18 protein-coding genes are annotated in these 21,814 nt (G+C 64.9%); 5 read left to right on the forward strand and 13 right to left on the reverse strand.

What is annotated here, in order from left to right:
• Window positions 1–123: 123 nt before the first annotated feature.
• From CCOS865_RS23250 to zwf, 3 genes are read right to left on the reverse strand one after another with little or no spacing between them, the layout of a single operon-like run.
• Window positions 124–798 (reverse strand): bifunctional 4-hydroxy-2-oxoglutarate aldolase/2-dehydro-3-deoxy-phosphogluconate aldolase, encoded by a 675-nt coding sequence (locus tag CCOS865_RS23250; RefSeq protein WP_119145256.1) that lies wholly within the window; start codon window positions 796–798, stop codon window positions 124–126.
• 17 nt (window positions 799–815) lie between these two features.
• Complete coding sequence (gene pgl / locus CCOS865_RS23255) at window positions 816–1,529, reverse strand: 6-phosphogluconolactonase (RefSeq protein ID WP_119145257.1); 714 nt, start codon at window positions 1,527–1,529, stop codon at window positions 816–818.
• A complete protein-coding gene (zwf, locus tag CCOS865_RS23260; protein WP_119145258.1) occupies window positions 1,516–2,985 on the reverse strand; it encodes a glucose-6-phosphate dehydrogenase in 1,470 nt (489 codons plus the stop codon). Before zwf ends, pgl begins: the two co-directional genes overlap by 14 nt.
• A gap of 211 nt (window positions 2,986–3,196) precedes the next feature.
• Between zwf and hexR the strand changes: the two genes are divergently transcribed.
• Window positions 3,197–4,060: a DNA-binding transcriptional regulator HexR gene (hexR, locus tag CCOS865_RS23265; RefSeq protein ID WP_208644562.1), complete on the forward strand. Its 864-nt coding sequence runs from the start codon at window positions 3,197–3,199 to the stop codon at window positions 4,058–4,060.
• Here hexR and CCOS865_RS23270 read toward each other — a convergent pair.
• The 10 genes from CCOS865_RS23270 to edd form a co-directional block, all read right to left on the reverse strand.
• The gene (locus tag CCOS865_RS23270) at window positions 4,053–4,907 is read right to left on the reverse strand and encodes a D-hexose-6-phosphate mutarotase (protein ID WP_119145262.1); all 855 of its coding nucleotides are present in this window, start codon (window positions 4,905–4,907) and stop codon (window positions 4,053–4,055) included. The two genes, hexR and CCOS865_RS23270, sit on opposite strands and share 8 nt — an antisense overlap.
• A 118-nt stretch (window positions 4,908–5,025) precedes the next feature.
• Complete coding sequence (locus CCOS865_RS23275; protein WP_119145264.1) at window positions 5,026–6,369, reverse strand: carbohydrate porin; 1,344 nt, start codon at window positions 6,367–6,369, stop codon at window positions 5,026–5,028.
• A 37-nt stretch (window positions 6,370–6,406) separates the two neighbouring features.
• Complete coding sequence (locus CCOS865_RS23280) at window positions 6,407–7,561, reverse strand: ABC transporter ATP-binding protein (protein WP_119145266.1); 1,155 nt, start codon at window positions 7,559–7,561, stop codon at window positions 6,407–6,409.
• 3 nt (window positions 7,562–7,564) lie between these two features.
• A complete protein-coding gene (locus CCOS865_RS23285) occupies window positions 7,565–8,410 on the reverse strand; it encodes a carbohydrate ABC transporter permease (RefSeq protein ID WP_119145268.1) in 846 nt (281 codons plus the stop codon).
• The gene (locus tag CCOS865_RS23290) at window positions 8,403–9,311 is read right to left on the reverse strand and encodes a carbohydrate ABC transporter permease (protein ID WP_119145269.1); all 909 of its coding nucleotides are present in this window, start codon (window positions 9,309–9,311) and stop codon (window positions 8,403–8,405) included. The genes CCOS865_RS23285 and CCOS865_RS23290 overlap by 8 nt, the downstream gene beginning before the upstream one ends.
• Before the next feature lie 174 nt (window positions 9,312–9,485).
• Window positions 9,486–10,772 (reverse strand): ABC transporter substrate-binding protein, encoded by a 1,287-nt coding sequence (locus tag CCOS865_RS23295; RefSeq protein WP_119145271.1) that lies wholly within the window; start codon window positions 10,770–10,772, stop codon window positions 9,486–9,488.
• Window positions 10,773–10,919: 147 nt separating this feature from the next.
• Window positions 10,920–12,374, reverse strand: a complete 1,455-nt coding sequence (locus CCOS865_RS23300; RefSeq protein WP_119145272.1) for an ATP-binding protein — start codon at window positions 12,372–12,374, stop codon at window positions 10,920–10,922.
• Window positions 12,355–13,080, reverse strand: a complete 726-nt coding sequence (locus CCOS865_RS23305; RefSeq protein ID WP_119145274.1) for a response regulator — start codon at window positions 13,078–13,080, stop codon at window positions 12,355–12,357. Before CCOS865_RS23305 ends, CCOS865_RS23300 begins: the two co-directional genes overlap by 20 nt.
• A gap of 161 nt (window positions 13,081–13,241) precedes the next feature.
• Window positions 13,242–14,201, reverse strand: coding sequence for a glucokinase (locus CCOS865_RS23310; RefSeq protein WP_119145276.1), 960 nt, complete (start codon window positions 14,199–14,201; stop codon window positions 13,242–13,244).
• Entirely contained in the window at window positions 14,198–16,024 is a 1,827-nt protein-coding gene (gene edd / locus CCOS865_RS23315; RefSeq protein WP_119145277.1) for a phosphogluconate dehydratase, read from the reverse strand. The genes CCOS865_RS23310 and edd overlap by 4 nt, the downstream gene beginning before the upstream one ends.
• A 282-nt stretch (window positions 16,025–16,306) precedes the next feature.
• Between edd and gap the strand changes: the two genes are divergently transcribed.
• The 4 genes from gap to CCOS865_RS23335 all read left to right on the forward strand — a co-directional run bounded on the left by gap (window position 16,307) and on the right by CCOS865_RS23335 (window position 21,771).
• Window positions 16,307–17,308 carry a type I glyceraldehyde-3-phosphate dehydrogenase gene (gene gap, locus CCOS865_RS23320; RefSeq protein ID WP_119145279.1) on the forward strand — a complete coding sequence of 334 codons (1,002 nt, stop codon included), beginning with the start codon at window positions 16,307–16,309 and terminating at the stop codon, window positions 17,306–17,308.
• Between the two features lie 162 nt (window positions 17,309–17,470).
• Complete coding sequence (locus tag CCOS865_RS23325; RefSeq protein WP_119145280.1) at window positions 17,471–17,983, forward strand: RNA polymerase sigma factor; 513 nt, start codon at window positions 17,471–17,473, stop codon at window positions 17,981–17,983.
• Window positions 17,984–18,075: 92 nt separating this feature from the next.
• Entirely contained in the window at window positions 18,076–19,038 is a 963-nt protein-coding gene (locus tag CCOS865_RS23330) for a FecR family protein (RefSeq protein ID WP_119145282.1), read from the forward strand.
• A gap of 126 nt (window positions 19,039–19,164) precedes the next feature.
• A complete protein-coding gene (locus tag CCOS865_RS23335; RefSeq protein WP_119145284.1) occupies window positions 19,165–21,771 on the forward strand; it encodes a TonB-dependent receptor in 2,607 nt (868 codons plus the stop codon).
• Window positions 21,772–21,814 lie beyond the last annotated feature (43 nt).

Consider the following 21,814-nt stretch of genomic DNA (forward strand, 5'->3'; position numbering starts at 1 on the left):
GGCCACTCCTTGAATTGAGTCATTCATGACGTCGCCACCCTAGAAGAAACAGGCCGTGCGACAAATCATGAAAGGTTTCCTGGCTCATTCAGGTTGCGGCCGGGTAACACTTAACGAACGCGTTCAGTCCAGCAATGCCAACGCCTCGGCACTGCACTCGGTAATCCGCGCCCAGTCGCCATTCTTGATCCAGCCACTGTCGAGCATCCAGGTCCCGCCCACGCACATCACGTTGGACAGGGCCATGTAGTTGCGCACGTTGGCCGGATTGACCCCACCGGTAGGGCAGAAACGGATATCGCCGAACGGCCCGCCAAAGGCTTTGATGGCCGCCACGCCGCCGCTGATCTCCGCCGGAAACAGCTTGAAGCGGCGATAGCCCAGCGCGTAGCCCATCATGATTTCCGACGGCGTGCTGATGCCCGGCAACAACGGGATATCGCTGTCCACGCCCGCTTCGAGAATGTCCTGGGTAATCCCCGGGGTCACGACAAACTGCGCGCCCGCCGCCTGTACCGCGGCAAACATGCCGCGGTCGAGCACGGTGCCGGCACCGATGCACAACTCAGGGCGCTGCTCGCGCAGCACCTGGATAGCCTTCAGGCCATGCTCGGAGCGCAGGGTGACTTCCAGGGTGCGGATGCCGCCGGCGGCCAAGGCATCGGCCAGCGGCAGGATGTCTTGCTCGCGGGCGATGGTGATCACCGGGAGGATCCGCGCCTGGTCGCAGATAGAGTCGATCCGGGCGGTTTTTTCGGCCATCGAGAGCAAAGGCTGTGGGCGTTCGAGGGTGGTCATGACAGTGGATCCTTGGCTCATGGGCACCAGTAGATGTCCAGGGGGTCTTGAAGAAAGGCGCGAATCGGCATTTCGCTGGGGTCGTCGCCCGCCAGCGCGGCGCGCAGGGTAGCGAGTTTGCCCTCGCCTTGCACGGACAGCGCGGTAAAGGCGGCACTGGCGAGCACGGCGCGGGTCAGCGACAGGCGCTGGTGCGGCACGCTCGGCGCGAGCATCGGCAACACCCGGCGCTCACCGACCTTGGCCAGCCCCTGACGCAGCAGCGGGCTGGCCGGGAACAGCGAGGCGGTATGGCCATCGTCGCCCATGCCCAGCACCAGCACGTCGATCGGCGGCAGCTCGGCGAGGGCCTGGTCGGCCTGTTCGGCGGCGGCGTCAAGGTTGCCGGCAGGCTGGTACAAGCCGACAAAGCGCGCCTTGGCCGCCGGGCCCTTGAGCAGGTGACGGGCGAGCAGCCCGGCATTGCTGTCGGCATGCTCGACCGGCACCCAACGTTCGTCTGCCAGGCTGACGGTCACCTTGGACCAGTCCAGCGGCTCGGCCGCCAATTGCTCGAGAAACGCTACCGGGCTGCGCCCGCCAGACACCACCAGGCAGGCCTGGCCCTTGGCGGCGATGGCCTGGCGCAGGCGCTCGGCGACATCCCCCGCGAGGGTCGCGGCCAGGGCCTTGGAATCGGCCAGTGAGTGCGTCGTCACCCCGCCTGGCAGTTGCAGTTCAGATATCGCCATACCACGACCTCCCGTCTCTTGTTATCAGTGCAATCGAGCTCATCGGCCCCCACGACCCCGCCGCATAGGGCTTGGGCGCTTCGCCAGTGTTCTTCCAGCCGGCGATCAACTGGTCGCACCATTGCCAGGCGTATTCGATCTCGTCCTTGCGCACGAACAGGTTCTGGTTGCCGCGCATCACTTCCAGCAACAGCCGCTCGTAGGCATCGGGGATCCGCGCGCTGTGCCAGGTGTCGGAGAAATTCAGTTGCAGCGGGCCACTGCGCAGTTGCATGCCCTTGTCCAGGCCCTGCTCCTTGGTCATCACCCGTAAAGAGATACCTTCGTCCGGCTGCAGGCGGATGATCAGTTTGTTACCGATCTGCAAACGCTGTTCCGGGGCGAAGATGTAGTGCGGGGTTTCCTTGAAGTGGATGACGATCTGCGACAGCTTGCCGGGCATGCGTTTGCCGGTGCGCAGGTAGAACGGCACACCCGACCAGCGCCAGTTGCGGATGTCGGCACGCAGCGCGACAAACGTTTCGGTATCGCTCTGGGCGTTGGCGTTGGGCTCTTCCAGGTAGCCCGGTACCGGCTTGCCCTCGCTGTAGCCGGCGATGTACTGGCCACGCACCACGGCGGTGCTCAGGGCCTCGCCGGTGATCGGTGCCAGGGCCTTGAGGACCTTGACCTTCTCGTCACGGATACTGTCGGCAGAGAGGTCGCTGGGCGGGTCCATGGCGATCAGGCACAGCAGCTGCAGCAGGTGGTTCTGGATCATGTCGCGCAGCTGGCCGGCCTTGTCGAAGTAGCCCCAGCGGCCTTCGATGCCGACTTTTTCGGCCACCGTGATCTCCACGTGGGAGATGGAGTTCTGGTTCCACTGGGTTTCGAACAGGCTGTTGGCAAAACGCAGGGCAATCAGGTTCTGCACCGTCTCCTTGCCCAGGTAATGGTCGATGCGATAGACCCGGCTCTCCGGGAAGAACCGCGCCACGGCGTCGTTGACCCGCCGCGATGACTCGAGATCGTGACCGATGGGCTTTTCCAGCACCACGCGGGTGCGTTCGACCAGGCCGGCCTTGTCGAGGTTTTCGCAGATGGCCCCGTACACCGCCGCCGGTGTGGCGAAGTAGGCGATCAGCGGCAGCTCGCGGGCGGCCTGCTCGGCCAGCACCTGATACCCCTCGGGTTGCAGAAAGTCCAGGTGCAGGTAGCTCAAGCGCGCCAGGAAACGCCCCAGCGCTGCGCTCTCGAGGTCGGCATTGGGCACATGACGGTGCAGATGGGCCTCGATGCTGGCCAGGTGCTCCTCGCTGCTACCGGCCTCGCGGGCCAGCGCCAGCAGGCGTGAATCCGGGTGCAGCAAGCCGGCCCGGTCGAGCTGATAGAGCGCGGGGAACAGCTTGCGCAGTGCCAGGTCGCCGAGGGCGCCAAACAGGGCAAAGGTGCAAGGTTCAACACTGATCGCAGCCATGATGTTGGTTCTTTCCCTAAAGTTGGCCTAGGAATATCGTGTTCAAACGCGCTTTTCAAGTATCAATGTAGTAAAAACCACAACATTACCGACAAGTGTGACAGACAAGTGGTAGATCCACCCTACCGACAGTACGATAGACAACCCTGCAAAAAGCCTGCTGCAACGCCAGCCGGCTGTCTTCTCGACCCAAGGACATACCATGGACCGCGTGCGCAACCTCCTGGAGCAGATCCAGGGACGCCTCGACGAGCTGAACAAGGCCGAACGCAAAGTCGCCGAAGTCATCCTGCTCAACCCGCAACAAGCCACCCGCTTCAGCATCGCCGCCCTGGCCCAGGCGGCCAAGGTCAGTGAACCGACGGTCAACCGCTTCTGCCGCTCGTTCGGCGTCAGTGGCTACCCCGAGCTCAAGCTGCAACTGGCCCAGAGCCTGGCCAGCGGCGCTGCCTATGTCAGCCGCGCGGTCGAGGCCGACGATGATCCGGCCGCCTACACGCAGAAGATCTTCGGCAGCGCCATCGCCTCGCTCGACAGTGCCTGCCAGCAGCTCGACCCGCAACAGATCAGCCGCGCGGTGGACATGATGATCCAGGCCCGGCAGATCCACTTCTTCGGCCTCGGCGCCTCGGCACCGGTGGCCCTCGACGCCCAGCACAAGTTCTTCCGCTTCAACCTGGCGGTGTCGGCCCACGCCGACGTACTGATGCAGCGCATGCTCGCCTCGGTCGCGCACACCGGCGACCTGTTCGTGATCATTTCCTACACCGGGCGCACCCGCGAGCTGGTCGAAGTGGCGCGCGTGGCCCGCGAAAACGGCGCCTCGGTGCTCGGCCTGACCGCCGCCGGCTCGCCGCTGGCCGGCGCCTGCAGCCTGAGCCTGCACATCCCGCTGCCGGAAGACACCGACATTTACATGCCGATGACCTCGCGGATCATCCAGCTGACCGTGCTCGACGTGCTCGCCACCGGCATGACCCTGCGCCGCGGCGTGGACTTCCAGCCGCACCTGCGCAAGATCAAGGAAAGCCTCAACGCCAGCCGTTACCCGATCGAAGACGACGAGCTCAATTGAGCCGGTGCGCCTGCAACCGCAGGTGCGCGCGCTGCCCCGGCGCCAGGCTCAGGCCGGCGTCGCTGCCACTGGCGGCCTCGACGCAGACAAAGCCCTGGCTCTCGCGCCCGCTGACGCCCATCAGCGGCCGGTTGCCCGGGTGCCAGACCACGGTGTCGTCACTGTCGCCGGTATCGATGCACAGCTCGCGCTGCCAGGCCGGGTCGTGCAGTTGCACACGCGGCGTGCCGGGATAGACCTTCTGGCAACTGCCCTTGAGCTTCAACGCGCCGTGTTCGCGGCAGGCCTGGCGGCTCAGGCGGTCATAGCCGTCGATGTCCTCGAGCCCAGACAGCGCTATCTCTGAAACGTCACTGATCCGCCAGTAGGCCAGCAGCGCATGGCTCAGCTGGCAGGGTTCGCTGTCCTGGTGCTCGGTGCTCAGGCTCAGCTCCATGCGGCTGCCGAGCCGGGCGTGCAGGTCGACCTGCCAGTCGCACAGGTCCAGCCGCCACTTCAGGCTCACGCCTTCTTCATCTTCACTGCTGTCGATCAGCTTCCAGTCCAGCAGCCGCGCCCAGCCATGCGCCGGCCACAGGTCTTCACTGGGATGGCGGCCGTACCATGGCCAGCACACCGGCACCCCGCCGCGGATCGCGCCGACCTCTGGCCATTGCTCCGCGCACCACAGCCACGGCCGCTCGCCGGCGGGCTGGAAGTGCAGCAGCTGGGCGCCCTGACGGCTGAACACCGCCTGGCAACGGGGATGATCGATGATCAGCACATCGCGCTGCTGATAACGCTCCCACTCGAACGTCGGCCTTGGCCGTTGCGCGCAGAAGAAGCGATGTAGCGGATGTTCAGGCATGGTTCCAAAGCTCTTGTTGTTTGAGATAGCGCTGTCTCGGCCTGAACCCGACAACCACTGCAGACCAGTGGTTGTCGGGAAGCCGGGAATGGATGGCGTAAATTTACAACAATTCGCCTCAGAATGACGACTGAATCTTCAAGCCCGCGACCAGCGCGTTGTCCACTTCATCGACCGCCCCAGGGCTCTTGATGTACTGCAGGTTGGGCCGCACGGTCAGCCAGTTGGTGACATGGAAGCCGTAGTACAGCTCGGCGTTGTACTCGGTGCGCTGCAGCGGGACGAAGCCCGGGTTGTCGTAGTCGTTGATGCCGCTCAGCCCATTGAGCTGCTCGGCGCGTTTTTTCACGTCGTCGTTGACGTGGATGCGGGCGATGCCGAAGCCGATGTCGTCCTTGGGGCGGGCATCGAACGCGCCTTTGTAGACCAGGCCGACCTGCTGGTAGTTGTCGACCACGTTGGTCGCCTTGTCGTGCACGGTGAAGTTGGCGAACAGGCTCAGGCCGCGGCTGACGTCGCCGCCATGCGCGGTGACCTGCTGCTGCGCGACCACCCACCAGCCGTGCTTGCTGGAGTGCGACTTGAAGCCGGCGCCGCTGAGGCCCTGCGGGTTGCCGTTGACGTCCTCGTAGATGTCCTCGGCCTCGGCCGTGCTGTAGTAGTAACCCAGCCGGTATTCACCCGGCAGGCCATTGACCTTGGGCGACCAGACCGCCTCCACCGGCACGATGGCGCCTTTGGTGCCGCTGCCACTGAGCTTGAAGCCGTTGCCGGTTTCCAGGTTCGACGGGTTCTGCTCGAAGGCACCGACCTGGACGAAGAACTCCGGCGTGATGTTGTATTTCACCCGCAGCGCCCACTGGCTGACGGGCCAGTTGTACCAGATGCCACCCACCCAGTTACCGACCTGCGAGCCGCAGAACGCCAGGTTCTGGAAGTCGCAAGGGAAGCTGTTGAAGTCTTCGCCTGGGCCGAAACGGCCGGCCTTCACGTCCAGCGCGCCGTCGAAGTACTTCTGCTTGATCCACATCTGCGTCAGCCGCCAGGTCTGGCCACGGCCCCAGACTTCCTGCACCGAGCTGAACTGCCCGGCGCGTGGGTCACTGATGCGGTCGTTGGACAGGTTGCGGCCACTGCGCTCGGTGATCGCCAGCTTGAACTCGGTGTCGCCCCAGCCGAGGATCTTTTCCAGGTCGAGTGCCACGCCAAGGGCGAACTGGTCGCTGTAGCGCGCAGTCTTGTCGTCGTTGTAGCCACCGTTGAGGTTGCCGGCCACCTCGCCGACATAGTCGAGGGTGAAGTCGTAGCCCTTGTCCAGCAGCTCGGTGCGGGCGCCGCCCCAGTCACCGGTCATCCATTTCGATTCACTGGAAAAGGCCTCGGCGGCCTGCGCGCCGCTGCTGCCGACCAGTGTCAGCAGCGCCAGCGAGCCCAACGTCCTGATGCGTTTGCGATGGTTCATCCCTTTGCGTCCTCTTTTTTTGTTATGGATAGACGTTTCAACGGCCCTTGAAGCGAGCCACGTTGTCCTTGAGTGGTGCGGCGGCACTGGACAGGTCCAGGCGCTCACCGCTGTGCGCGTCGAACAGCAACACCCGCGCCGGATCCAGCAGCAGATCAAGGCTGTCGCCGACCTGGCAGGCGACATCCGGTGCCAGCCGGCAACAGACCTTGGTCTGGTTGAGGGTGACGAACACCAGCAGGTCGGGCCCGGTGGGCTCGGTGACCTGCACCTCGGCACGGATCGCCGGCAGGCCATTGCCCTCCCCTGCGCCCAGGCTGATCTGCTCAGGGCGCACGCCGAGGATCACCTCGCGCCCGTCGAAGGCATCGGTGGCCACGCCCAGGGGCAGCTCACAACGCGCCTGGCCACTGTCGAGCAGGGCCAACAGGCGGCCGTCCTGGCGGGTCAGGCGGACCGGAATGAAATTCATCGGCGGCGAGCCGATGAAGCTGGCGACAAACTGGTTGGCCGGGTCGTTGTAGATCTGCTGCGGCGTGCCGAACTGCTGGATGATGCCGTCCTTCATCACCGCCACCTTGTCACCGAGGGTCATCGCCTCGATCTGGTCGTGGGTGACGTACACCGTGGTGGTCTTCAGGCGCTGGTGCATCAACTTGATTTCGGTGCGCATCTCCACCCGCAGCTTGGCGTCGAGGTTCGACAGCGGCTCGTCGAACAGGTAGAGCTTGGGCCGCCGGGCCAATGCCCGGCCCATCGCCACCCGCTGTTGCTGGCCACCGGAGAGCTGGCCCGGCTTGCGCGTGAGCAGGTGCTCGATCTGCAGCAGCTTGGCCACCCGCGCCACTTCTTCGTCGATCGCGGCCTGGGGCAGCTTGCGGATCTTCAGGCCGAAGGCGATGTTGTCGCGCACGTTCATGGTCGGGTACAGCGCGTAGGACTGGAACACCATGGCGATGTCGCGGTCCTTCGGGCTCATGCCGCTGACGTCCTGCTGGTCGATCAGGATCGCCCCACCGCTGATGCTTTCCAGGCCGGCGATGCAGTTCATCAAGGTCGACTTGCCGCAGCCGGAAGGGCCGACCAGGATCAGGAATTCACCGTCCTCGATGGCCAGCTGGATGTCCTTGAGCGTGTCTGCCAGGCCCGCGCCGTAGCTCTTGTTTACATTGCGAAGTTCGAGTGTTGCCATGACTTACCCCTTGACGGCGCCAGCGGTCAGCCCGCGCACGAAATACTTGCCCGCGACGATGTAGACCAGCAGGGTTGGCAGGCCGGCGATCATTGCCGCGGCCATGTCGACGTTATATTCCTTGGCCCCGGTGCTGGTGTTGACCAGGTTGTTCAGGGCCACGGTGATCGGCTGCGAATCGCCACTGGAGAACACCACGCCGAACAGGAAGTCGTTCCAGATCTGGGTGAACTGCCAGATCAGGCAGACCATGATGATCGGTGTCGACATCGGCAGGATGATCCGCCCGAAGATGGTGAAGAAGCCGGCGCCATCCAGCCGCGCCGCCTTGACCAGCGCGTCGGGAATGGTCACGTAGTAGTTGCGGAAAAACAGCGTGGTGAAAGCCAGGCCGTACACCACATGCACCAGCACCAGGCCGCTGGTGGTGCTGGCCAGGCCGAGCTTGCCGAGGGTGAACGAGGCTGGCAGGAGCACGGTCTGGAACGGCAGGAAGCAGCCGAACAGGAGCAGGCCGAAGAACAGCTGCGAGCCGCGAAAGCGCCACATCGACAGCACGTAGCCGTTGAGCGCACCAATCGTGGTGGAGATCAGCACCGCCGGCACGGTGATCATGATCGAGTTCCAGAAGTAACCACTGACCGTGGCCCAGGCCTTGGCCCAGCCGATGCCGGTGAACACCGTCGGCCAGCTCAGCAGGTTGCCGGCGCCGATGTCTTCGGGGGTCTTGAAGCTGGTCAGGAGCATCACTACCAGCGGCACCAGGTACAGCAGCACGGCCAGGATCAGCACCGCGTGAATGGCGATCCGCCCGAGGCTGATCGACGGCGTGTCGAGGCGACTAGTCATGGCGCTTGGCCCTCAGCTCGGAGTACAGGTAAGGCACCAGGATCGCCAAAATGGCTCCGAGCATGAGGATCGCGCTGGCCGAGCCCATGCCCATCTGGCCGCGGCTGAAGGTGAACGCGTACATGAACATGGCCGGCAGGTCGGAGGCGTAACCCGGGCCGCCGGCAGTCATCGCGGCCACCAGGTCGAAGCTCTTGATGGCGATGTGCGAGAGGATCATCAGCGCACTGAAAAACACCGGGCGCAGGCTCGGCAGCACCACTTGCCAGTAGATCCGTGGCAGGCTCGCGCCGTCGATCTGGGCGGCGCGGATGATCGACTGATCGACCCCGCGCAGGCCGGCGAGGAACATCGCCATGATGAAGCCCGAGGCCTGCCACACCGCCGCGATGACCAGGCAATAGACGACCCGGTCGGGGTCGATCAGCCAGTCCAGCCGAAAGCCCTCCCAGCCCCAGTCACGCAGCAGCTTGTCGAGGCCCATGCCAGGGTTGAGCAGCCACTTCCAGGCGGTGCCGGTGACGATCATCGACAGTGCCATGGGGTAAAGGTAGATCGTGCGGATGAAGCCTTCGCGGCGGATGCGCTGGTCGAGCAATACCGCCAGCAGCACACCGATGACCAGGCTGATGCCGATGAACAGGCCGCCGAACAGCAGCAGGTTCTTGCTCGCCACCCACCAGCGGTCGTTGTCGAACAGCCGCTGGTACTGGGCCAGGCCGGCCCATTTGTAGGTCGGCAGGAAGGTCGAGGTGGTGAACGAGAGGACGAAGGTCCAGAGGATGTAGCCGTAGAAGCCCACCAGGACGATGAACATGCTCGGCGCCAGTACCAGCTTCGGTAGCCAGCGCTGCAAGGCGTCCAGGGGTGAGGCCCGCAGGCGGGCGGTCAAGGTATTCATGCGTGCGATACCTGTCGGTCAGGAGGGAATGGGGGCGCTGCGCGCCCCTTTCGCGACACAAGGCCGCTCCCACAGAGATCCCGGCAAGCCAGGAATTCATGTCGAGCGCGGTCCCTGTGGGAGCGGCCTTGTGTCGCGATGGGCCGCGCAGCGGCCCCGACGATTCAACAGACGCTACTGAGCGGCCTGGATGGCGGCGCCGAGCTTCTTCGCAGCGTCGGCCGGGTCCGCCTTGGGGTCGTTGATGTAGTTGGTCACCACATCGAAGAACGCCCCCTGCACGGCGAGGTTCGTCGCCATGTTGTGCGCCATGCTCGGCTGCAGGCCGCCGGTCTGGGCGTCAGCCAGGAAGTCCTTGGCCGAGGTCTGCGCGCAGGCATCGAAGCCATGCCCGGCCATGTCCGCAAGCATGTCCTTGCGCACCGGAATAGAGCCCTTGTTGCTGCTGAAGAGCTTCTGGAAGTCCTGGCCCATGACCACCTTGGCGATGTCCTGCTGGCCCGCCGAGGTGCCGGCGTCCTTCTGCTTGAACACCACCAGCGAGTCGATGTTGTAGGTGAATGCCTTGTCGGTGCCGGGGAACGGCACGCACTGGTAATCCTGGCCGGCGACCTTCTTGGCCAGGGTCCACTCGCTCTTCGCCCAGTCGCCCATGACCTGCATGCCGGCCTTGCCATTGATGACCTTGGCCGCCTCGAGGTTCCAGTCCTGGCCCTTGCCGTCGGCGTCCATGTAGGTGGCGATCTTTTTCAGCTCGGTCAGCGCCTTGACCATCTGCGGGCCGGTCAGCGTGGCGTTGTCGAGGTCGACCATGGCCTTCTTGTAGCCATCAGCGCCCATCACCGAGAGCACCACGGCTTCGAACACGGTGCTGTCCTGCCACGGCTGGCCACCGTGGGCGAGCGGGATGAAGCCTGCGGCCTTGAGTTTTTCAGCGGCGGCGTAGAACTCATCGAGGGTGGTCGGCGGCTTGGCGATGCCGGCCTTCTTGAACACTTCAGGGTTGATCCACAGCCAGTTGACCCGGTGGATGTTGACCGGCACGGCCACATAGTCACCTTCGAACTTCACCGTGTCGGCGACTTTCTTTTCCAGCAGGCCATCCCAGTTCTCGGCCTTGGCGACATCCTTGAGCACGTCGCTGTCGAGCAACCCGGTGGAGGCCCAATCCTGGATGTCGGGGCCTTTGATCTGGGCGATGCCCGGCGGGTTGCCGGCCACCGCACGGCTCTTCAGCACGGTCATGGCGGTGGCACCACCGCCGCCTGCCACTGCGCCGTCCTTCCAGGTGAAGCCGTCTTTCTCGACCTGGGCCTTGAGCACGTCGACGGCGGCTTTCTCGCCACCGGAGGTCCACCAGTGCACCACTTCGACACTGCCTTTGGAATCGGCGGCGAGCGCGCTGAGAGGTAGCAGTGAGGCAAGAGAGATCGCGGCGGTGAGGCGCAGAGTGGAGTTCATCGAAGTACCTTTCTTGTTGTTATGCAGTGCAAGACTGTCGCTTGCGTTGCAGAAGAGTGTAATAAGCCGATGCGGCCCACCAGGTAACGAAGCGCTGTACGAATGTCACCTGGCGGTTACATGCTCGAGGATTGAGCCCGTTCGCGGTCACTCGGCCATGCGCGGCAGGCACAAGGTCACCCGCAGGCCACCGTCGCGCAAATTCAGCAGGCTCACCTCGCCACCATGGCTGTGAGCGATGTTGCGCGCGATCCCCAAGCCCAGGCCATAGCCCTGCTGCTGCCCGGCCAGGCGAAAATGCGGCACGAACACCTGCTCCATCTGCTGCTGCGGCACCCCAGGCCCCTGGTCGTCGACCTGCAACACGAAGTCTTCGGCGCCGTCGATGATCCGCAGGTGCGCGCGCTCACCGTACTTGATGGCGTTGTCGACCAGGTTGCCGATACACCGGCGCAGCGCCAGCGCCTTGCCCGGATACGGCGCCAGGGCGCGCCCTTCAAGGGTGATACGGCCGTCGCCGAGGTACGGCTCGGCCAGCGTCTCGAGCAACTGGTTGAGGTCGATCGGCTCGATGTTCTCGTGGATATCGGTGTCCTTCACGCACTGCAGCGCACCCTTGACCAGCAACTCGAGCTCGTCCAGGTCGCGGCTGAATTTCACTTGCAGGGCCTCGTCCTCGAGCAGTTCGACGCGCAGGCGCAACCGCGTGATCGGCGTGCGCAGGTCATGCGAAATGGCGCTGAACAGCTGGCTGCGCTCGGTCAGGTAGCGGCTGATGCGCTCGCGCATGTTGTTGAAGGCACGCCCCACTTCGACCACTTCGCTGCCCCCGCCTTCGGTCACCGGCGCCACGTCGGCGCCCAGCGACAGCTCCCGCGCGGCCCGCGCCAGACGCTTCAACGGGCGGCTCTGCCAATGCACCAGAAGGCCGATGAACAGCAGCAACAGGGCGGTGGTGAGGGCGATGAAGCCAATCTGCTGACGTGGCAGCCGTTCGGCCTCGAGGCTGGTGTACGGCTCCGGCAACAGCGACGCGATGTACAGCCATTCGCCCTCGCCCAGGCGGATCTGGGTGACCAGCACCGGCGGGTTGAGGGGTTCCAGGGTCAGTGAGTAATGCGCCCACGAGCGCGGCAATTCGTCGAGCTTCAGGCCGCTGTTGAAGATGCGCAGGTCATCGGGGCTGACGAACTCGACGGAGACCTCGATCTGCTGCCCCAGGCGCTCGTGCAGCACGTCCTGGAACACGTCGATCACCGCCTGTTTGCGCGCGGTGATCGGCAACGCAGCCATGCCCAGCGGCTTGTCGTTGAGCGAGACGAAGAAGCGCGTGCCGCCCATGCTGCGCAACTGGTCGAGGACCATCGGCCGGTAGGCCACCGGCAACGAGCGGAAGTAACTGACACTGGCGCTCATCGAGTGCGCCAGGCTGCGCGCACTGGCCTGCAGGCCCTGCAGCTGGCTGGCGCGCAACTGAGCGACCCAGATCAGGCTCGACAGGCCTTGGGCGAGCAGCACCACCAGCAGGGTCAGCAGCAGCATGCGCCCCAGCAACGAGCGCGGCAGCAGGCGCCAGCGGCGCTCAGTGGCCGGGGCAGACATGCGCCGCCAACAGGTAGCCACTGCCGCGCACGGTGCGGATCAGCCGCGGCGGTTTGTCGGTGTCGCGCAGGCGCGAGCGCAGGCGGCTGACTGCCATGTCGACGATGCGGTCGAGCGGCATCGGTTCACGGCCACGGGTAGCGTTGCCGATGGTGTCGCGGTCGAGGATCTGCTGCGGGTTGTCGAGAAACAGCTTGAGCAGGGCAAAGTCGGCGCCGGACAGCACCACCTCTTCGCCGTCGCGGTGGAACAAGCGGTGGCTGATGGTATCCAGGCGCCAGTCGTCGAACACCAGCACAGCGCTGGCGGGGGCCACCTGGCCAAATTCGGCGCGGCGCAGCAGGGCCTTGATCCGCGCCTGCAGCTCGCGTGGGCTGAAGGGTTTGCCCAGGTAGTCATCGGCACCCAGCTCGAGGCCGATGACCCGGTCGGCCTCGTCGGAGCTGGCGGTGAGCATGATGATCGGCACCCGTGACAGGCGCGGGTGCTGGCGCACCCAGCGGCACAGGCTGAAGCCGTCTTCGTCGGGCAGCATCACGTCGAGGATCACCAGGTCGCACGGGGTGCTGTCGAATGCCTGGCGAAAGCCCTGGCCATCGGCCTCGGCATGCACCTGGAAGCCGGAACGGCTCAGGTAGGTTTGCAACAGTTCGCGAATGTCCTGGTCGTCGTCGACCATCAGGATCGATCTGCCGGCAGTGCTCACAAAGTCCCTTCCTTTGGTCGACGCGGGTCTCTAGGCCCACTGTTATTTTTATAGCGCTGCCACTGGCCCTATCGCGGGCAAGCCAGCTCCTACAGGATACAGCGGCATGCGGTCATGTACTCTGTAGGAGCGGGCTTGCCCGCGATAGGGTCGGCAGCGTTTCAGTGCTCCAAGGTCTGCTGCAGGGCCACCCCGGCACCCAGCAAGCCGGAGAACTCGGCGGTAACCAACCACACCGGCACCCCGTTGAAATACTCGCTCATGCAGCCTTTGTCAGCAAAACTCGCGGCAAAGCCACTGCGCAAGAACAACTCGGTAAACCGCGGAATCACCCCGCCCACAATATAGACCCCACCGCGTGCGCCCAAGGTCAGCACGTTGTTGCCCGCCACCCGCCCAAGAAACCGGCAGAACTGCTCGACCACCGCCAACGCCCGGGGCTCGCCGCCCAACGCGGCATCGGTGATCTGGGCCGGCGACGCGTGCCGTGGGCTATCGCCATCCAGCGCGCACATGGCCTGGTACAAGCGCACCAGGCCACCGCCACTGAGCACCGTCTCGGCGCTGACATGGCCGATCTGCCGATGCATCTGTTGCTGGATCGCCGCCTCGCGGGCATTGCCCACCGGCAGGTCGACATGCCCGCCCTCGCCCGGCAACGCCAGCCAGCGCTGCTCGCCCAGGCGCAGCAGGCTGCCGACGCCGAGCCCGGTGCCCGGGCCGATCACCAGCGCCGGCCGCGACGCATCGGCCTCGCCCGCACACACCTGGCGAAATTCACCGTCGCGCAGGCGGGTCATGCCCAGGGCCATCGCCGAGAAATCATTGATCAGTTGCAGGTGCTCGACCTGCAAGGTCTGGCAGAACGCCCTGCGGCTCAGCCGCCAATGGTTGTTGGTAAAACGGAATTCATCGCCATCGACCGGCCCGGCCACCGCCAGGCACACCGCCGCCAAGCCGCCCCGGGCGATGCCCTGGGCGCCCAGGTACGCTTCGATCGCTTGCTCGGGGCTGGTGTAATCGGCGGTGGCGAACACCTGGACCGCGTGCAACTGGTTGTCGCGCCACAGGGCAAAACGTGCGTTGGTACCTCCGATGTCGCCAACCAGCAGGTCTTTCACGTGAGATTCTCCAGGCCAGAGGTAAAGGCGCTGGCGCCCTGCTCAGCCGAGCTGAACGCCACCCGCATGAAGCCGAACAGCTCGCGCCCGCACCCCAGGTCGTTGCCCAGGGGTGCGGCGGGCAGGTCACGGCTGGCCAGTTCCTCGGCCGAGACCATCACCTGCAGCGTGCCTTCGACACCATCGACCCTAACCCTATCACCATCGCGCACGCGTGCCAGCGGGCCGCCGTCATAGGCTTCCGGGCAGACATGGATCGCCGCCGGGATCTTGCCCGAAGCACCGGACATGCGCCCATCGGTGACCAACGCCACTTTGTAGCCGCGATCCTGCAGCACACCGAGGAACGGCGTCAGCTTGTGCAGCTCGGGCATGCCGTTGCAGCGCGGGCCCTGGAAGCGCACCACCGCAACGAAATCGCATTCCAGCTCACCGGCCTTGAACGCATCGGCCAGCGACTGCTGGTCGTGGAATACCCGCGCAGGCGCCTCGACCACCTGGTGCTCGGGCGCCACCGCAGAGACCTTCATCACCCCACGACCAAGGTTGCCCTGCATGACCCGCAGGCCGCCCTCGGCCGAGAACGGCCGCGCCACCGGGCGCAGGATGCTCTCATCGAGGCTCTGCGCAGGCCCTTCGCGCCAGACCAGCCGGCCGTCCTCGAGGAACGGCTCCTGGGTGTAGCGGCGCAGGCCATGGCCGGCAACGGTATTGACGTCTTCGTGGAGCAGCCCGGCGTCGAGCAGCTCGCGGATCAGGAACGCCATGCCGCCCGCGGCCTGGAAGTGGTTGATGTCGGCCTTGCCGTTCGGGTAGACGTGCGACAGCGTCGGGACCACTTCGGAGAGGTCGGCCATGTCTTGCCAGGTCAGCTTGATCCCGGCCGCCTGGGCGATCGCCGGCATGTGCAGGGTGTGGTTGGTCGAACCACCGGTGGCGTGCAGGGCGACGATCGAGTTGACCAGGGCCTTCTCGTCGACGATCTCGCCCAGCGGCATGAAGTTGCCGCTGGCCTTGGTCATCCGCGTGACCTGCTGCGCGGCCTCGGCGGTGAGGGCATCGCGCAATGGCGTGTAAGGGTTGACGAAGGAAGCGCCAGGCAGGTGCAGGCCCATCACTTCCATGACCAGCTGGTTGGTGTTGGCGGTGCCGTAGAACGTGCAGGTGCCTGGGCTGTGGTAGGAGTTCATCTCCGATTCGAGCAGTTCTTCGCGGCTGGCCTTGCCTTCGGCGTAGCGCTGGCGCACGTCGGCTTTCTGCTTGTTGGAGATGCCCGACAGCATCGGCCCACCGGGCACGAAGACCGTCGGCAGGTGGCCGAAGCGCAGCGCGCCCATCATCAGCCCGGGGACGATCTTGTCGCAGATGCCCAGCATCAATGCGGCGTCGAACATGTTGTGCGAAAGGGCGATGGCGGTCGACATGGCGATCACCTCGCGGCTGGCGATCGCCAGCTCCATGCCCGGTTCACCCTGGGTCACGCCATCGCACATGGCCGGCACGCCGCCGGCAAACTGGCCGACCGAGCCGATATCGCGCAGGGCCTGCTTGATCTGTTCCGGGAAGTGCTGATACGGCTGGTGGGCCGAAAGCATGTCGTTGTAGGCCGAGACGATCGCCACGTTGGCCGCGTTCATCAGGCGCAGGGTGTTCTTGTCTTCGCTGCCGCAGCCGGCCACGCCATGGGCGAAGTTGGCGCACTGCAGGCTGGCACGCATGGGTCCGTCGCTGGCCGCGCCGCGAATCAGTTGCAGGTAGCGCTCACGGGTGGGACGGCTGCGTTCGGTCAGCCGTTGGGTGACCTCAAGGATGCGCGGGTGCATGTACTGGACTCCAGGCTGACGGTAAGGGTGGTCTGAAGCGGCATTTCCCCTCCAAACGATTGCGACCTAGGCTCAAGGTAATGGTGCCTGGTGCATCGCGGAAGCAGCTCGCCCGACCACTCGTTGTATGTTTAATCAAAATACTGCCATCAAAAGGGCTTGTTTTCTATCCCGCAACGCATAATCTTGTTATTCCAATAACAAAACCGTTTCAGTGAAGGCAGCTATTTCGGCCACAGACGTTGTGCCACAGCCTTCCCCCGACTGCCAGAGGTATTGCCCATGACCCTTCGCATCGCCATCAATGGATTCGGCCGCATCGGACGCAACGTCCTGCGCGCACTGTATACCCAAGGTTACCGTCAGGACCTGCAGGTCGTCGCCATCAATGACCTGGGCGACAGCGCGATGAACGCCCACCTGCTCAAATATGACAGCGTGCACGGCATTTTCGACGCCGAAGTCGCCGCCGATCACGAAAGCCTGACCGTCAACGGTGACCGGATTGCCGTCAGTGCCATTCGCAACCCGGCCGAGCTGCCCTGGAAAGCCGAGGCGATCGACGTGGTGTTCGAATGCACCGGGCTGTTCACCGACCGGGCCAAGGCCGCTGCCCACCTGAGCGCCGGCGCCGGCAAGGTGATCATCTCGGCACCGGGCAAGGGCGTCGATGCGACCGTGGTCTACGGGGTCAACCATGACGTGCTGCGGGCCTCGCACCAGATCATCTCCAGCGCCTCCTGCACCACCAACTGCCTGGCGCCGATCGCCCAGGTGCTGCACCGTGAATTCGGCATCGAGCAAGGCCTGATGACCACCATCCATGCCTACACCAACGACCAGGTGCTGACCGACGTCTATCACAGCGACCCATACCGCGCGCGCTCGGCGACCCAGTCGATGATCCCGAGCAAGACCGGCGCCGCCGAGGCGGTCGGGCTGGTGCTGCCGGAGCTCGCAGGCAAGCTCACTGGCATGGCCGTGCGGGTGCCGGTGATCAACGTCTCCCTGGTCGACCTGACCGTGAACCTCAAGCGCGATGCCAGTGCCGATGAGGTCAACCAGTTGTTCCTCGAAGCCAGCCGGCACTCGCGCGTGCTCGGCTATAACGCGCTGCCGCTGGTGTCGTGCGACTTCAACCACAACCCGCTGTCGTCGATCTTCGACGCCAACCACACCCGCGCCAACGGTCGCATGCTCAAGGTGCTGGCCTGGTACGACAACGAGTGGGGCTTCTCCAACCGCATGCTGGATAACTGCCTGGCGCTGTGTAACGCACGCTAGACAGGCACGCTGGCCAAGCGTGGGAGCGGCGATTCGCTCCCACATGGCCGCGAGCAGGCCGGCACGGAGAAATCAACTTACCAATTCTTTACCCCATCAAGGCTTGACCTAGAGCATGGATGATAAGCATTATCATTCACCCCGCACCGGTCAGGTTTCCTCGTGAGTCAGTCTCGCTTCAACACCGTCTTCCTTACCCAGCGTCTCAGCCTGCTGCGCACGCTGCAGGGCATGGTGGGCAACCCCAGCACGGCTGAAGACCTGCTGCAGGAAACCTACCTGCGGGTCACCCGCGCCCTGGGTGAACGGCCGATCGAGCACCTTGAGCCGTTTGTCTTCCAGACTGCCCGCAACCTCGCCCTGGACCACCTGCGCGCCCGCCGCGTGCAGGCCCGGACCCTGGTCGACGACGTGCCCGACGAGGTCTTGCACAATGTCGCCGCGCCCACCAGCAGCAGCGAGGACGCCGCCCACGCCGAGCAGTTGCTCAAGCACCTGAGCGTCAGCCTTGGCCAACTCAGCACGCGCCAGCAGCGGATCTTCATCCTCAGCCGCCTGCACGGCGCCAGCTACCTGGAAATCGCCGAGCAACTGAATGTCTCTGCCAGCACGGTACAGAAGGAACTGAAACTGATCATGGCCATCTGCATGGGCGTGGCCGACCGGCTCAAGTGAAGCGACCGCTCGCCCGCGCATGAGGCAAAACCCTTGCCTTGCCCCGTCGCAGCCGTGATGATTTGCAAAAACGCTCATCGCAAGGATCCCCCGTGACCGACCGCCCCGTCCCTCCCCCGTCACCCGCCGGGCCCGATGCCCGCGCCCGTGCCATGGACGAGGCACTGGACTGGCTGGTGCGCCTGCAGTGCGCCAGCGAAGCCGATACCCGCGACTTCGAGGCGTGGCTGAGCGCGGCCGCGGAAAACGCCGAGGCCTACGTCGAGGCCGAAGCCCTGTGGAATGGCGCGGCGCTGCGCCAGGCCGCGGTGCAGGTGCACCAGCAGCAACGCAAGACCGTTGGCGGGCGCCTGCGCCGCCACTGGAAACCGCTGGCGACGGCCGCGCTGCTGCTGGTCGGGCTGTTCACCGCTGGCAACCTGCCGGTGCGCCTGCAGGCCGACCACCTGACCGTGGTCGGCGAACGGCAACGGCTGCAACTGGACGACGGCGCCAAAGTCCTGCTCAACACCAACTCGGCCTTCGCCAGCGAGCGGCGCGACGGCCGGCCGGTTGCCCGCCTGTTGCAGGGCGAGGCGTACTTCCAGGTGACCGGCGACAGCCCGCTGCCGCTCGAAGTGCAAGCCGGCCCGCTGCGCGCGCAGGTACGCGACACTGACTTTGCCGTGCGGTATCTGGATGGCGAGGCGCAGGTCCGCGTGCAGCGCGGTGATGTCGACTTGCAGGCCGCCAGCAACCAGCGCGTGCGGCTCAGCGCCGGCGACAGCATCAGCGTCGGCCCGCAGGGTTTTGGCCAGCGCCTGCGCCCGGACATGCACAAGGACCTGGCCTGGATCGAGGGCCGCCTGGTGTTCGAGAACTGCCCGTTGAGCCAGGTGCTGGCAGAGGTACGCCGCTACTACCCGGGCTGGATCATCAGCCGCAACGCGCAGCTCGAGCAGGTCTCGGTGACCGGCAACTACCGCCTTGACCAGCCGCTGGAAACCCTGCGCGCGCTGGCGCACATCACCTCCGCGACCCTGCACGAATACCCGGCGGTGGTCATTCTCAACTGACCTCGGATTTATTTTTACGCGATCACGCCACCCCACGCGTCTCGTTATAGCCAATGCAACTGATTCTTGTTTTTAAGCAGGAACAGATCGCACCTATAACAGTTCGCGCGTCTGGGAGCGCCTTCGATGTCCACAGGTCAAACTCGCCCGTCTCCATCTACCCGCCGCAGGGGGCAACTGTCCCTGCTTACCCTGGCGCTGCTCGCCAGCGGTGCCTGCAGCCTGCCCGCGCTGGCCGTCGAGCCGGCCCAGGCCAGCAGCCCGCGCATGGGCGACTATCGCTTTGCGATCGCCCAACAGCCGCTGGTCGCGGCGATCAACGCCTTCAGCGAAGTGACGGGCTGGCAGGTCGGTTTCAGTTCTGAACTCGCCGAGGGCGTGTCCTCGCCCGGCGTGCAGGGCTCGCTGAGCCCGCAAGCCGCACTCAAGCGCCTGCTCAATGGTACCGGCCTGAGCTACCGCAAGATCAGCAACGGCAATGTGGTGCTCGAACGCCAGTCGGCAGGTAACGCGATCGCCCTGCAACAGATGACCGTCAGCGCCACCCGCAGCGCCCAGGATGTCAGCCAGGTGCCGAGCAGCGTCAGCGTGCAGACCCGCGAGCAGCTCGATCGGCAGAACGTCAACACCATTCACGACCTGGTCCGCTACGAGCCGGGCGTGTCGGTGTCGGGCACCGGACAGCGCAGCGGGCTGAACGGCTACAACATCCGCGGCATCGACGGTGACCGGATTCTTACCCAGGTCGATGGTGTGTCGGTCCCTGACAGCTTCTTCTACGGCCCCTACGCGCAGACCCAACGCAACTATGTCGATCCAGAAATCGTCAAGCGCGTGGAGATCCTCCGCGGCCCGGCGTCGGTGCTGTATGGCAGCAATGCCATTGGTGGCGCGGTCAGCTACTTCACTCTCGACCCGGATGACATCATCAAGCCGGGCAAAGACGTCGGCGCGCGCCTCAAGACTGGCTACAGCTCGGCCGACGAGAGCTGGCTGACTTCGGCCACCGTCGCCGGTCGCCAGGGCGATTTCGATGGCCTGCTGCACCTGAGCCAGCGCAATGGCCACGAGAAGGAATCGTACGGCGAACACGGCGGCACCGGACTCGACCGCAGCGCGGCCAACCCGGAAGACGTGCGCACCACCAACATTCTCGCCAAGGCCGGCTGGAACTACGCCGACGACGCACGCCTGGGCATCACCTACGAGCGCTACAAGGATAACCGCGAGCAAAATATCCTCAGTGCCGTCGGCGGGCCCTTCATCCCGGGGATGGGTGCATCGGGCATGTACCGTTCGCGCACCAGCGACGATACCGTCAGCCGCGAACGGTTTGGCATCAACCACGCGTTCGGCCTCGACAGCGTTGTCGCCGACAACGTCAAGTGGAGCCTGAACTACCAGATCGCCAAGACCGACCAGAACACCGAGGAGCTTTACGTTCCCATCGTCCGCCAGGTACTGCGCACGCGCAACACGACCTACAAGGACCGCCAGTGGGTGTTCGACGCGCAGGCCGACAAGGCCTTTGCGATTGGCCCGACCGACCACCTGCTGACCTACGGCACCACCCTCAAGCACGAGAAGGTCACCGGCTCCCGCAGCGGTGACGCGACCTGTGTCGCGGTCGGCTCAGGGTGCGCCTCGGCCGGCGCCAGCTATCCCGGGTATGTCCAGGCGCTGGTCAGCGACTTCCCCGACCCGACCATCAACACCTACAGCCTGTTCGTCCAGGACGAGATCCGCTGGAACCAATGGACCTTCCTGCCAGGCCTGCGCTACGACTACACCCAGCTCAAGCCGCACATGACCGATGCCTACCTGCGCGGTCTGCAGGGATCCTCGACCACCCCTGCCGACCAGGTCGACGACGCGCAGAAAAACTGGCACCAGTTCTCGCCCAAGCTCGGCGTGACCTATGCCTTCAACGACAATTACACCTGGTACGGCCAGTACGCCGAAGGCTTCCGCACACCGAGCGCCAAGTCGCTGTACGGCCGCTTCGAAAATCCGGGTCTGGGCTATGTAGTCGAGCCCAACCCCGGCCTGGAACCGGAGAAAAGCAAGAGCTATGAAACCGGCCTGCGTGGCAACTTCGACGCCGGTAATTTCGATGTGGCGGTGTTCTACAACAAGTACCGCGACTTCATCAACGAAGAGGCGGTGCAGTCCGCCGACCTGGGCAACAGTTTCCAGGCCAGCAACATCAAGCACGCCACGATCAAGGGAACGGAGATCAAGGGTCGCCTGAACCTGGACTACTTCGGCGCGCCCGAGGGCCTCTACTCGATCGGCTCGGTCGCCTATCTGTACGGTCGCAACGACGATGACGGCCAGCCACTGAACAGCATCAACCCGCTGACCGGCGTGTTCGGCCTGGGCTACGAGCAGGCCGACTACGGCACCTTGCTCAGCTGGACCCTGGTCAAACGCAAGAACCGTGTCGACGACACCCGCTTCTTCGCACCTGACGGTTCCAGCTCGCGCTTCCGTACCCCTGGCTACGGGGTGCTGGACCTGACCGGTTTCTACAAGATCACCGACGACCTGACCGTCAATGGCGGCCTGTACAACCTCACCGACAAGAAGTACTGGCAGTGGGATGACGTGCGCAAATACGCCAGCGTCGGCGCCAATGGCCAGAGCGAGGCGGCCGTCACCCAGCCGGCCAACCTCGACCGCCTGACCGCGCCGGGCCGCAACTTCGCCATCAACCTGATCTGGGATATCTGACCCAGCGCGTTTTGCCAGTGGCGGCCCCGCGATAGGGCCGCCC

It is taken from the genome of Pseudomonas reidholzensis (genome assembly GCF_900536025.1).
Taxonomy (GTDB): Bacteria; Pseudomonadota; Gammaproteobacteria; order Pseudomonadales; family Pseudomonadaceae; genus Aquipseudomonas; species Aquipseudomonas reidholzensis.

Coding starts and splice junctions, on each gene's coding strand:
- CCOS865_RS23250 (WP_119145256.1), bottom strand. CDS start 798: ATGACCACCCTCGAACGCCCACAGCCTTTGCTCTCGATGGCCGAAAAA.
- pgl (WP_119145257.1), bottom strand. CDS start 1,529: ATGGCGATATCTGAACTGCAACTGCCAGGCGGGGTGACGACGCACTCA.
- zwf (WP_119145258.1), bottom strand. CDS start 2,985: ATGGCTGCGATCAGTGTTGAACCTTGCACCTTTGCCCTGTTTGGCGCC.
- CCOS865_RS23270 (WP_119145262.1), bottom strand. CDS start 4,907: ATGCCTGAACATCCGCTACATCGCTTCTTCTGCGCGCAACGGCCAAGG.
- CCOS865_RS23275 (WP_119145264.1), bottom strand. CDS start 6,369: ATGAACCATCGCAAACGCATCAGGACGTTGGGCTCGCTGGCGCTGCTG.
- CCOS865_RS23280 (WP_119145266.1), bottom strand. CDS start 7,561: ATGGCAACACTCGAACTTCGCAATGTAAACAAGAGCTACGGCGCGGGC.
- CCOS865_RS23285 (WP_119145268.1), bottom strand. CDS start 8,410: ATGACTAGTCGCCTCGACACGCCGTCGATCAGCCTCGGGCGGATCGCC.
- CCOS865_RS23290 (WP_119145269.1), bottom strand. CDS start 9,311: ATGAATACCTTGACCGCCCGCCTGCGGGCCTCACCCCTGGACGCCTTG.
- CCOS865_RS23295 (WP_119145271.1), bottom strand. CDS start 10,772: ATGAACTCCACTCTGCGCCTCACCGCCGCGATCTCTCTTGCCTCACTG.
- CCOS865_RS23300 (WP_119145272.1), bottom strand. CDS start 12,374: ATGTCTGCCCCGGCCACTGAGCGCCGCTGGCGCCTGCTGCCGCGCTCG.
- edd (WP_119145277.1), bottom strand. CDS start 16,024: ATGCACCCGCGCATCCTTGAGGTCACCCAACGGCTGACCGAACGCAGC.
- gap (WP_119145279.1), top strand. CDS start 16,307: ATGACCCTTCGCATCGCCATCAATGGATTCGGCCGCATCGGACGCAAC.
- CCOS865_RS23335 (WP_119145284.1), top strand. CDS start 19,165: ATGTCCACAGGTCAAACTCGCCCGTCTCCATCTACCCGCCGCAGGGGG.